This is a genomic window from Streptomyces sp. NPDC059957 (assembly GCF_042730015.1).
Lineage (GTDB): Bacteria > Actinomycetota > Actinomycetes > Streptomycetales > Streptomycetaceae > Streptomyces.
The window spans coordinates 26232-36693 of record NZ_JBHWMB010000075.1; the positions used below are offsets into that span (position 1 = coordinate 26232).

A 10462-nucleotide genomic window follows, 5' to 3' on the forward strand; every position below is an offset into this window, starting at 1 on the left:
CCCGCCTTATGGTCTGGACGCGCCGGAATCACGGGCGCGCTGCAATCACGGGCGCGAAGCGCGAGAGCGCAATCGCGCGAGAGAGGGACGGGGACGATGACGATGGACCTGTTGTGCACCCACATCGAGTCGATACGTCCGGTGAAACCCGGCACCGAGGGCTGCGAGGAGTGCCTCGTCTCCGGTGACACCTGGGTGCACCTGCGGATGTGCCTGAGCTGCGGGCACGTCGGCTGCTGCGACTCCTCGAAGAACCGTCACGCCACCCGGCACTACGGGACCACCGCGCACCCCATCGCGGCCTCCCGCGAGCCCGGCGAGGACTGGGCCTGGTGCTACGCCGACAAGCTGATGCTGGACCCGGCGTGAGCGCGGCCCCGGAGAGCGCCGCGGCCGCGGGCACGGCGCCCACGAGCAGCGCGCCCACGAGCACCGCCCCCACCAGCACCGCCACCGCGACCGCCGAAGCCGCGGCGCGCGCGGAGAACCGCAAGCCCGTCATCCTGGCCGTGGACGACGACCCGCAGGTGCTGCGCGCGGTGCGCCGCGACCTGCGCAGCGCGTACGGCGACCGCTACCGGGTGCTCGGCGCCTCCTCGGCCGCCGACGCCCTCAAGATCCTGGACTCCCTCGACGAGCGCGGCCACGACCCGGCGCTCTTCCTCGTCGACCAGCGGATGCCGGACGTCACCGGGGTCGAGTTCCTGCTGGAGGCCGTCAGCCGCTTCCCCGACGCCCGCCGCGTGCTCCTCACCGCGTACGCCGAGACGGACGCGGCGATCACCGCCATCAACCGGGTCCGCCTGGACTACTACCTGCTCAAGCCCTGGGACCCCCCGCACGAACGGCTCTTCCCGGTCCTGGACGACCTCCTGTCCGACTGGCTCGCCACCTACCGTCCGGCGTACGACGGGATCATCGTGGCGGGCCACCTGGTGTCCCCCGGCACCCACGCCGTCCGGGACTTCTTCACCCGCAACGGCCAGCCCTTCCGCTTCCTCAACGTCGAGCGGGACCCCGAGGCGCTGACCGTGATCGCCGCCGCCCAGCCCGACGCCGCGCTGCCCCTGGTCCGCTTCCCGGACGGGTCGGTGCTCTCCGCTCCGACGGACACGCAGCTCGCCCAGCGCCTGGGGCTGGCCACCACCGCCTCGCGCCCGCACTACGAGTGCGTCATCGTCGGCGCGGGCCCGGCGGGCCTCGCGGCCGGCGTCTACTCGGCCTCCGAGGGCCTTTCCACCCTGATGCTGGACTCCCGCGCCCCGGGCGGTCAGGCCGGCACCTCCAGCCTGATCGAGAACTACCTCGGCTTCCCCTCGGGCCTCTCCGGCGGCGACCTGACCCGCCGCGCCACCATCCAGGCCTCCCGCTTCGGAGCCGAGATCCTGCACCCGGTGGAGGTGACCTCGCTGACCCGGGACGACCCTGCGAAGATCCTGACCCTGGCGGACGGTACGGAGATCAGCGCCGAGACGGTGCTCCTGGCCACCGGGGTCTCGTACAACCGTCTGGACGCCCCCGGCGCCGACCGCTTCGAGGGCGCCGGGCTCTACTACGGCGCGGCCACCACGGAGAGTTCGGCGTGCATCTCGCAGCACGTGTTCATCGTGGGCGGGGCCAACTCGGCCGGCCAGGCCGCCGTGCACTTCGCCAAGTACGCCGCCCGGGTCACCATCCTGGTCCGCGCGGCCTCCCTCGACGACAGCATGTCCCGCTACCTGATCGACGAGATCGAGCGCACCCCCAACATCGAGGTCAGGGTCCGCACGACGGTGGTCAGCCTGCACGGCGAGGACCACCTCGAACGCCTGACGCTCCACGACTCCGAGACCGGCGAGGACAAGGAGGTCCCGGCCCGCTTCATGTTCACCTTCATCGGCGCCCGCCCGCACACGGGGTGGCTGGCCGGGGTGGTCGAGCGGGACGATTACGGCTTCGTCCTGACCGGCTCGGACCTGATCTCCAACGGCGGCGAGCTCCCCGAGGAGTGGAGCCTGGAGCGCGCCCCGTACCCGCTGGAGACCAGCGTCCCCGGGGTCTTCGCAGCGGGAGACGTACGGGCCCACTCGGTCAAGCGGGTCGCCTCGGGCGTGGGCGAGGGAGCCATGGCGGTCTCCCTGATCCACCGCTACCGCTCGATGGGCTGAGAGCGAACACGGAGCCGACCCACTTGCGATCAAGGAGCGACCGGACGCACCGTTGATTACATGATTACAACCGAGCAGAACGAAGAGCTCCGCACCTGGTTCGCCGAGCACCTGCCGGTGGACGTCTACACCTCGCTCCTCTCGGTCACGGTCGACCGGGAGGAGATCACCGTCGTCGGCGCGATCCCCGAGAACGAATCGGTCGCCGCCTTCCGCGAGCGCACCCGCGAGCAGCGCATGGAAGTCGCCCGGGACGCGGAGGAGCTCTACCGCCGCAAGGTGTCCTGGGCCGCCCGGTCCGGCGAGGAGCAGACCCTCTTCACCCACCTCGCGGTCCCCGTCATGACCCGCCTGCGCCAGCCCGAGCGCCAGGTCCTCGACACCCTGGTCGCGGGCGGCGTCGCCCGCAGCCGAGCCGACGCCCTGGCCTGGTGCGTGCGCCTGGTCGGACGCAACACCGACACCTGGCTGACGGACCTGCGCGAGTCCCTGGACCGGGTCCAGCAGGTCCGCGCCGAGGGTCCGGACCTCGCCGACTCCCAGAAGTCCGGGTCATAACGGCGAAAGATCCCCCGGCGCCCGCAAGATCGCGCAAGCCTGACACGGACCACCGGCGATCACCGCCCGACCCAGGGAGAGGCCCGCACCATGACCACCACCGTCGAATACATCCGCTACCGGATCGCATTGGACGACCAGCCGGCCTTCGAAGACGCGTACGTCAGGGCCTCCGAAGCCCTGGCCGCCGCGCCGGAGTGCATCGACTACGAACTCGCCCGCTGCGAGGAAGAGCCCGAGCGCTACATCCTGCGCATCCGCTGGACCTCGATCGACGCCCACCTGAACGGATTCCGCAAGGGCGAGCACTTCCCCGCGTTCTTCAGCGCGATCCGCCCGTACGTCACGGCCATCGAGGAAATGCAGCACTACCTCGTCACGAAGGTGGCCGGCCCCGGAAAGGCTTCCACCCCGTCATGAGCACCACACCCGACACCACGCCCGACACCACGCCCGGAACCACTCCCACCATCTACGCATGGATGGGCGGCGCGGAGGCGATGAACCGCCTCACGGACGTCTTCTACGCCCGAGCCCTGCAGGACGAGATCCTGGCCCCGGTCTTCGCGGGCATGGACTCGGAGCACCCCCAGCACGTCGCGGTCTGGCTGGCGGAGGTCTTCGGCGGCCCGAAGCAGTACACCGCGTCCCACGGAGGCCACCAGCACATGGCCACCAAGCACCTGGGCCGCGGCATCACCGAACAGCAGCGCCGCCGCTGGGTGGACCTCCTGACGGACACGGCCGACGAAGTGGGCCTCCCCACGGACCCGGAGTTCCGCGCGGTCTTCGCGTACTACATCGAATGGGGCACCCGCATGGCCCTGATCTACTCGGGCCCCAACCCGCCCCCGGTCGACGCGGCCGACATCCCGGTCTGGTCCTGGGGCCAGACCCCACCCTGGATCCCGAAGTCCTGACCCAGGGCCCGGCGGAGCCCCTGGGCTCCGCCGGGCTCATCCGGTTACGCCGGGCCCATCCGGCCCCGCCGCACCATCCGTCCCCGCCGGGGCGAATTCAGCCCCGCCGGCGTTTGAGGCGCGGGGTCCGGGGCGGAGCCCCGGCAGCCGGCCCCGGGCCGGACTCGGCGAGCAGCACCGTCAACCCGGGCCCCGCACCCTCGCCCTCGGCCCGCCAGAAATCGACGGCCTCCTCCAGCACCTCCCGCAACGTCTCCCACTCCGCAGGCCGAGCCTCCGCGTACCCCCGCCAAGAGGTCACCGCGAGCAGCCGCCCCTCCGCCGCCGGCAACCACGACAGATCCCGCAGCGCATCAGCCAGCGCATCCCAGTTCGCCCCGAAGTACTCGGGAACCTCCAGCGCGCCCCCACACCTTCGCATCAGCTCCGCTTTGCTCCGTACGCCGTCCAGATCCAGCCGTACGGTCGCCCAGCCGGCGGCCTCGGCCGCTTCGAGCGCGGGGGCCAGGGGCCGCGGGTCCAAGGTCATCGGAGAACCGCCTTGAAGGTCTCGTAATGGTCGTCCGTGTAGAAGAACTCCCCGCCCCCACCGGTCACGATCCGCCGGGCCCCACGGTCCCGCTCACCGGGCGTCTTCACGGTGAACTCGTGGTAGTAGCCGCGTTTCTTCTGCGGCAGGACCTTCTCGAAGTTGCCGAAGACGGTCCCGTCCTGCCGGTACTGGTACGGCCCGCCCTTGTCGATCAGCGTGAGCACGTCCCGGGCCTGCTGCGGCAACGCCGAGGCCCGTACCGTCGCCATCCCCTTCGCCCATCCGGGCGTCGGCACGGCGGAACTCGCCGCCCCGCTCGGGGCAACGTCAACGCCGGAGCCGGCGCTCGCGCTCGTACTGGTGGCGGCGGCAGGCGCGGGATTCTTCCCGCTGCAGCCCGCCGCACCGACCAGCGCCGCGCAGAGGAACACGGCCCCCAGCACACGCAGCAACGATCGGGGCACGTTCCGAAAGATCATGCACCGATCGTGCCAAATATCCGATTCGCCCGCGAATCGCGCGATGGCTTCAGAGGGCGGCCATCTTGGTATACGGGCTCAGAATGCGCTTGCGGACCTCAGGCCCGAATTCAACGAGGACAGCGATCCCCTCCTCAACGGCGACGACACGGCCGAGGCCGTGCTCATCGTGAGTAACCCGGTCGCCGACGCTGAAGTGCCGGAGCGGCGCTTCCACGGGGGCCTTGAACGGGCTGGACGGCAGGTGGCGGCGAGGTACTGCGGACTTTGTCATTGAACCCAGTATGCGCCCAGCAGGCCGTCCAACGGTCCGCCGTTCGGATCTCAATTACGGCACCATCCGCATCGGCGAACATCAAGCGCCCGCGTTTGACCGGCATTCGTCCGGACAATCGGACCAATCCGCACCATCACTCGTCGGGGTCGGCCCGCTCCAGCGCCGGCCGCAGACCGGGCTCCGATTCGGTCAGCAGGTAGTCCGCGACAGCGGTGTCGGTGACGAGACTGGTGACCAGCCCCGAGCGCAGCACCGCCCCGATCGCGGACGCCTTGCGCAGCCCGCCGGCGATGGCGACGACCTCGGGGATCCGGCGCAGCCGGTCCGCCTCCACCGTGATGCACCGCTCGCCCAGGTCCCGTCCGACCCGACGTCCCTCGGCGTCGAACAGATGGGCGGACATTTCGGCCGCGACGCCCAGCGAGGCGTAGTGCGCCCGCTCCTCGTCGCTCAGCATGTCGTGCACCGTCGAAATGCCCGGCTCCCAGGACCCGATGGAGACGGCGGCGACCGTCACCTTGTCGAAGTACTCGAAGGCCCGCGCGATCCCCGTCTGGTTGCGAAGGGCGGCCGCGGTGGCCGGATCGGGCAGCAGCATCGGCGCGTAGATCGGGTGGGCGTCTCCGCCCGACACCTGCGCGGCCCTGCGCACGGCCTCCACGGACCCGCGCTCGGCCGTACCGGCGTCGTACACGCCCGTCAGCTGCACGACGGTGCACGGAGGCAGCCGGTGCAGGGAGGCGGCCATGTGAATGGTCGACCGCCCCCACGCGAGGCCGAGCACATCGCCCTCGTTCACGAGCTCACCCAGCAGATCGGCCGCCACGGCACCCAGGTTCTCCGGGTCCGGCGCGTCCTCGGTGGCATCGGCGGGGGACTCCACGACCACGGCGTGCCGCAGCCCGTACCGGGCGCGCAGCGCGTCGGACCGCTCCGCGTCCAGCTCGGCCGGTACGCGGATCTCGATGCGTACGAGGTCGCGCTCCAGAGCGGTCTCCAGGACCCGGGCCACCTTGAAGCGGCTCACGCCGAACTCCTCGGCGATCTGGATCTTGGACTTCCCCTCCAGGTAGAAGCGGCGCGCCATGGCCGCCGCCTGCACCAGCTCCGCGGGTCCCATCCGCAGGGCTGACCGTCCCGCCGACATTGCAGACACCGCGTTCTCCTCACTGCTGTTCACACTCTCGTGTTCACACTCTCGACTCGCCGTTCATCCTGTCAGATCCGACGGCCGTTGATCAGCCTGGACAGCTCCCGTTCACCGAGCTGTTCACCAAGCCTTGGTTCAGTGGTCGCAAGCCCAGGGCGCGGCGGCGATCGCCGCACCCGCCTGGTCACGCAGCGTGCGTACGGCCGCCGCCGGATCGACCGCTCCGTAGACCGCGCTGCCCGCCACGAACACGTCCGCGCCGGCCTCCGCGCACCGCTCGATGGTCGTGGCGGAGACGCCTCCGTCGACCTGAAGCCACAGCTCCAGACCGTGCTTGGAGATCAGCTCCCGGGTGCGGCGGATCTTGGGCAGCATGATGTCGAGGAAGGGCTGACCGCCGAAGCCGGGCTCCACGGTCATGATCAGCAGCATGTCGAGCTCGGGAAGGATGTCCTCGTACTGCTCGATGGGCGTCGCGGGCTTCAGCGCCATGGACGCCCGCGCCCCCTTGGCCCGGATCTCCCGCGCGAGCCGCACGGGCGCAGCGGCGGCCTCGGCGTGGAAGGTCACGGAGCCGGCGCCGGCCTCGATGTACTGGGGCGCCCAGCGGTCGGGGTCCTCGATCATGAGGTGCAGATCGAGCGGGATGTCCGTGGCCCGGCTGAGCGACTCCACGATCGGCACGCCGAGCGTGAGGTTCGGGACGAAGTGGTTGTCCATGACGTCGACATGAAGCCAGTCGGCGCCCTGAACGGCCTTCGCCTCCTCGGCGAGCCGGGCGAAGTCGGCGGACAAGATGCTGGGATTGATCTGAACGGCCATGCCCCAAGCGTGCCATGCCGCCAACGCCTTCCGGCCACTACCCCGGAAGTGGAGTGCGGGGGACGGGATCGGGGTGCCTGGGGACGGGCTTGGGCTGCGGGTTGATCCTCGGCTGCGCGGGGTTTCGGGGGGCGTCCCGGTACCCGTCGAAGCCACCGCCGGGCCCGCGGCCCGAGCCCGTCCGCGCCCTCGCTATCCGGTCCTGCGGATCAGCGCCAGGTACATCGCGTCCGTCCCGTGCAGGTGCGGCCACAGCTGTACGTCCGGGCCGTCGCCCAGCGCCGGGACCTCCTGCATGTACGGGCGCGCGTCGATCAGTTCCGCCGCGATCGGCGCCGCGCCCGCGCCCCGTCCCTTCAGTACGTCCTCCACGACCACCCGGGTCTCCGCCAGGTGGGGGGAGCACGTCGCGTAGCCCACGACGCCGCCCACGCGGACGGCCGACAGCGCCTCGCGCAGCAGCCCGCGCTGGAGCGGTGCGAAGCTCTCCAGGTCCTCCGGCCGGCGGCGCCAGCGCGCCTCCGGGCGGCGGCGCAGGGCGCCCAGGCCGGAGCAGGGCACGTCCATCAGCACGCGGTCGAAGGAACCCGGCAGCCACGGCGGGCGTGTTCCGTCGGCCGTGATGACCTGGTACGGGCCGGGGTTGCCGGCCAGCGCCCGCTCGACCAGCCGGGCCCGGTGGGGCTGCTTCTCGGAGGCCAGCAGGAACGCCCCGTGCTGGGCGGCGAGCGCGGCGAGCAGCGCCGCCTTGCCGCCCGGGCCCGCGCAGCCGTCCAGCCAGCGTTCGTCGCGGCCCTCGACCGGGACGGCCGCCAGGGCCATCGCCACCAGCTGGCTGCCTTCGTCCTGGACACCGGCGCGGCCGTCGCGCACCGCCTCGAGCGCGCCCGGTTCGCCGCCCTCGGCCATCCTGACCGCGTACGGGGACCAGCGCCCGGGCAGCGCCGAGTCCTCGCCCACCGCTTCCAGCAGCTCCTGCGCCGTGGACCGGCCGGGCCGCGCCACCAGCGTGACCTCGGGCCGCTCGTTGTCGGCCTCCAGCAGGTCCTCGATCCCGGCACGGCCGCCGCCCAGCGAGTCCCACAGGGCGCTGACGACCCACCTCGGGTGCGAGTGGAAGACCGCGAGGTGCTCCTCGGCGTCGTCCTCGTACGGCGGGGCGACCTTCTCCAGCCACCCCTCCAGGTCGTGCGCGGAGATCTTCCGGAGCACCGCGTTGACGAACTTCGCCCGCCCGTCACCGAGCACCACCCGGGCCAGCTCCACGCTCGCGGACACCGCCGCGTGGGTGGGGATCCGGGTGCCGAGCAGCTGGTGCGCGCCGAGCGAGAGCACGTCGAGCACCGGCGGGTCGACCTCGCGCAGCGGCCGGTCGATGCAGGCCCTGATGACCGCGTCGTACGTGCCCTGGCGGCGCAGGGTCCCGTACACGAGCTCGGTGGCCAGCGCCGCGTCGCGCGCCTGGAAGGTCTCGTCCTTGCGGGCCTTCTTCAGCAGCGGCGGCAGCACGAGATTCGCGTACGCGTCACGCTCGTCCACCGCCCGCAGCACCTCGAAGGCCAGCATCCGGACGGGGTCCTTCTTGGGCCTGCGGTACGGCTTGGCCGTCTTGGCCGGCTTGCTACGAGGCTGCTGCTGCTCGCTCACGTGAAAGGTGCTCCGGGGGTTACGGGAAGAACTGGAAGAACTGGAAGAACAAAATGCGGAAACTACGAAAATCAGCCTACGTCGGCCCCGCCGCCCAGGCTTTCACCAGGAGCGATCCGCACCCCGCGCGCCCAGTCGGCGGCCTTCATCGGCTTCTTGCCCTGCGGCTGCACCCAGAGCAGTTCCACGGCGTGCGAGCCGGTGCCGACGTAGACGTTGTTCTTGGCCGCACTCAGGTCGCCCGGCTTCAGGTCGGTCCGGTCCGTGACCAGTCCGACCGAGACGAGCTTGAGGCGCTCCCCCCGGAAGACCGTCCAGGCTCCGGGCGCCGGCGTGCAGCCGCGCACGAGCCGGTCGACGCGCATCGCGGGGGCGTTCCAGTCGACCCGGGCGTCCTCGACGGTGATCTTCGGCGCGAGCGAGATCCCGTCCGCGGGCTGCTCCACGGCGCGCAGGGTGCCGTCCTCGATGCCGTCCATGGTGGCGACCAGCAGTCCGGAGCCAGCGAAGGCGAGCCGGGTCAGCAGGTCGCCGCTGGTGTCGGTGGGCCGGATCTCCTCGGTGAGGATCCCGAAGACCGGGCCGGTGTCCAGTCCCTCCTCGATCCGGAAGGTGGAGGCGCCGGTGACCTGGTCCCCCGCCATGATCGACTGCTGCACGGGCGCGGCACCGCGCCACGCGGGCAGCAGGGAGAAGTGCAGGTTGACCCAGCCGTGCTTCGGAATGTCCAACGCGCCCTTGGGAATCAGGGCTCCGTACGCGACCACCGGACAGCAGTCGGGCCCGATCTCCCTCAACCGGGCCTGGAACTCCGGGTCTCGCGGCCGGGTGGGCTTGAGCACCTCGATGCCGGCTTCCTCGGCGCGCTCGGCGACGGGGCTGGCGACGAGGCGACGGCCACGGCCGGCCGGCGCGTCGGGCCGGGTGACGACGGCGGCGACCTCGTGTCGCCCGGAGGCGATCAGAGCGTCCAGGGCGGGCACGGCGACCTCGGGGGTGCCTGCGAAGACGAGCTTCACTGGGGTCTACCTCGCTATCTCGGCTGTCAGCAGCACATCAGTCTATGGTCTTGTCCGCCCACGGTCCCACCTGCGGCGGGCTGCCCGCCCGAGGGGGCGTACGCACACACGCGCGCTCCTCGCATATGCCGACACGCCCCCACAGCGTGACCTGCCCACCGGGTAGCGCGTTGGTCAAGAGAGATTGACCGAAACGGGCCGCGAAACAGAACGGTGTCTGCGGCCCTATCCGCTCTTCAGCACCGGTTCGAGAGGCTTCTTCATGGCCGACCACGCCACCCACGACGCCCAAGCACGGGCCAGCCTGCACCTCCTGGTGCGGGACATCGAGCGGGTTCGCCGGCAGGTGGATGCTCTGCGTACGCTCACCGCCCAGCTCGGCAACGTCTACCGCCCGCGCCGCTCAGGGCCCTCCACGGGCTTCGTCGTCTATGGCCGGGCACCCGCGCCCACCGTCCGCCTCGCGCAGGAGCTGCGGGACAGCGTCGAGACGCTGGTCACCGCCGCTGTGGACTTCGACCGCTCGCTCGGCTTCTCGTGGGACGCGGTCGGCTCGGCGCTCGGTGTCACCAAGCAGGCCGTCCACCGGCGCTACGGTGCCCGGCGGGCGCAGAGCGCCGAGCCCGGCAGCACCGAGCGGGAGCCGCTGGCCGAGGGCACGACGCCCCGGACCCTGGGGCCCCTGCCCACCGTCCCGGCGGCGCGCTCGGTGCCGCCGCAGCCGGTGCGCGAGGAGGCCGGCGCCGCGTCCCGCCCGGCCGCCTTCCCCGGTCCCCGCAACGGCTGACCCGTCCCCGTCGGGACGCCGACCCCCGACGACGACTCCGCCCCCGGCGAACCGGCCCCAGGCCAATCCGCCGGGGGCCCGTCGTTCCCCGCACTGGATGTGCCGCTGCGCGCCAAATCCAGCC

13 protein-coding genes are annotated in these 10462 nt (G+C 71.7%); 6 read left to right on the forward strand and 7 right to left on the reverse strand.

The features are described 5' to 3' along the window. Nucleotides 1-96 precede the first annotated feature (96 nt). The 5 genes from ACFWBW_RS34305 (at nucleotide 97) to ACFWBW_RS34325 (ending at nucleotide 3625) form a co-directional block, all read left to right on the forward strand. Nucleotides 97-369, forward strand: a complete 273-nt coding sequence (locus tag ACFWBW_RS34305) for a UBP-type zinc finger domain-containing protein (RefSeq protein WP_385381183.1) — start codon at nucleotides 97-99, stop codon at nucleotides 367-369. Nucleotides 370-503: 134 nt separating this feature from the next. Continuing rightward, complete coding sequence (locus tag ACFWBW_RS34310; RefSeq protein WP_385381214.1) at nucleotides 504-2147, forward strand: FAD-dependent oxidoreductase; 1644 nt, start codon at nucleotides 504-506, stop codon at nucleotides 2145-2147. Nucleotides 2148-2207: 60 nt separating this feature from the next. Next, nucleotides 2208-2705: a hypothetical protein gene (locus ACFWBW_RS34315; RefSeq protein ID WP_385381186.1), complete on the forward strand. Its 498-nt coding sequence runs from the start codon at nucleotides 2208-2210 to the stop codon at nucleotides 2703-2705. A 90-nt stretch (nucleotides 2706-2795) separates the two neighbouring features. Next, entirely contained in the window at nucleotides 2796-3125 is a 330-nt protein-coding gene (locus ACFWBW_RS34320) for a putative quinol monooxygenase (RefSeq protein ID WP_385381189.1), read from the forward strand. After that, nucleotides 3122-3625 carry a group II truncated hemoglobin gene (locus ACFWBW_RS34325; protein ID WP_385381192.1) on the forward strand — a complete coding sequence of 168 codons (504 nt, stop codon included), beginning with the start codon at nucleotides 3122-3124 and terminating at the stop codon, nucleotides 3623-3625. The genes ACFWBW_RS34320 and ACFWBW_RS34325 overlap by 4 nt, the downstream gene beginning before the upstream one ends. A 97-nt stretch (nucleotides 3626-3722) precedes the next feature. On the opposite strand, the gene ACFWBW_RS34330 is transcribed toward ACFWBW_RS34325, so the two are convergent. The 7 genes from ACFWBW_RS34330 to fmt all read right to left on the reverse strand — a co-directional run bounded on the left by ACFWBW_RS34330 (nucleotide 3723) and on the right by fmt (nucleotide 9551). Next, entirely contained in the window at nucleotides 3723-4154 is a 432-nt protein-coding gene (locus ACFWBW_RS34330; RefSeq protein WP_385381195.1) for a barstar family protein, read from the reverse strand. Beyond that, nucleotides 4151-4636, reverse strand: a complete 486-nt coding sequence (locus ACFWBW_RS34335; protein WP_385381198.1) for a ribonuclease domain-containing protein — start codon at nucleotides 4634-4636, stop codon at nucleotides 4151-4153. The genes ACFWBW_RS34330 and ACFWBW_RS34335 overlap by 4 nt, the downstream gene beginning before the upstream one ends. Before the next feature lie 49 nt (nucleotides 4637-4685). Next, nucleotides 4686-4910, reverse strand: a complete 225-nt coding sequence (locus tag ACFWBW_RS34340) for a hypothetical protein (protein WP_112452447.1) — start codon at nucleotides 4908-4910, stop codon at nucleotides 4686-4688. 136 nt (nucleotides 4911-5046) lie between these two features. Beyond that, nucleotides 5047-6060, reverse strand: a complete 1014-nt coding sequence (locus ACFWBW_RS34345) for a sugar-binding transcriptional regulator (protein ID WP_243334549.1) — start codon at nucleotides 6058-6060, stop codon at nucleotides 5047-5049. 138 nt (nucleotides 6061-6198) lie between these two features. Then, the gene (gene rpe, locus ACFWBW_RS34350; RefSeq protein WP_266910447.1) at nucleotides 6199-6885 is read right to left on the reverse strand and encodes a ribulose-phosphate 3-epimerase; all 687 of its coding nucleotides are present in this window, start codon (nucleotides 6883-6885) and stop codon (nucleotides 6199-6201) included. A 192-nt stretch (nucleotides 6886-7077) separates the two neighbouring features. Further along, nucleotides 7078-8532 (reverse strand): RsmB/NOP family class I SAM-dependent RNA methyltransferase, encoded by a 1455-nt coding sequence (locus ACFWBW_RS34355; RefSeq protein ID WP_385381202.1) that lies wholly within the window; start codon nucleotides 8530-8532, stop codon nucleotides 7078-7080. Nucleotides 8533-8603: 71 nt separating this feature from the next. Next, complete coding sequence (gene fmt / locus ACFWBW_RS34360) at nucleotides 8604-9551, reverse strand: methionyl-tRNA formyltransferase (protein ID WP_385381205.1); 948 nt, start codon at nucleotides 9549-9551, stop codon at nucleotides 8604-8606. Nucleotides 9552-9813: 262 nt separating this feature from the next. Here fmt and ACFWBW_RS34365 point away from each other — a divergent pair, with 262 nt between their 5' ends. Continuing rightward, on the forward strand, nucleotides 9814-10338 hold the full coding sequence (locus ACFWBW_RS34365) for a hypothetical protein (RefSeq protein ID WP_385381208.1): 525 nt from the start codon (nucleotides 9814-9816) through the stop codon (nucleotides 10336-10338). Nucleotides 10339-10462 lie beyond the last annotated feature (124 nt).

Excerpts from the sequence above, each read along its gene's own strand:
- ACFWBW_RS34305 (WP_385381183.1), top strand. The coding sequence starts at position 97 with ATGACGATGGACCTGTTGTGCACCCACATCGAGTCGATACGTCCGGTG.
- ACFWBW_RS34315 (WP_385381186.1), top strand. The coding sequence starts at position 2,208 with ATGATTACAACCGAGCAGAACGAAGAGCTCCGCACCTGGTTCGCCGAG.
- ACFWBW_RS34320 (WP_385381189.1), top strand. The coding sequence starts at position 2,796 with ATGACCACCACCGTCGAATACATCCGCTACCGGATCGCATTGGACGAC.
- ACFWBW_RS34325 (WP_385381192.1), top strand. The coding sequence starts at position 3,122 with ATGAGCACCACACCCGACACCACGCCCGACACCACGCCCGGAACCACT.
- ACFWBW_RS34330 (WP_385381195.1), bottom strand. The coding sequence starts at position 4,154 with ATGACCTTGGACCCGCGGCCCCTGGCCCCCGCGCTCGAAGCGGCCGAG.
- ACFWBW_RS34335 (WP_385381198.1), bottom strand. The coding sequence starts at position 4,636 with ATGATCTTTCGGAACGTGCCCCGATCGTTGCTGCGTGTGCTGGGGGCC.
- ACFWBW_RS34340 (WP_112452447.1), bottom strand. The coding sequence starts at position 4,910 with ATGACAAAGTCCGCAGTACCTCGCCGCCACCTGCCGTCCAGCCCGTTC.
- ACFWBW_RS34345 (WP_243334549.1), bottom strand. The coding sequence starts at position 6,060 with ATGTCGGCGGGACGGTCAGCCCTGCGGATGGGACCCGCGGAGCTGGTG.
- rpe (WP_266910447.1), bottom strand. The coding sequence starts at position 6,885 with ATGGCCGTTCAGATCAATCCCAGCATCTTGTCCGCCGACTTCGCCCGG.
- ACFWBW_RS34365 (WP_385381208.1), top strand. The coding sequence starts at position 9,814 with ATGGCCGACCACGCCACCCACGACGCCCAAGCACGGGCCAGCCTGCAC.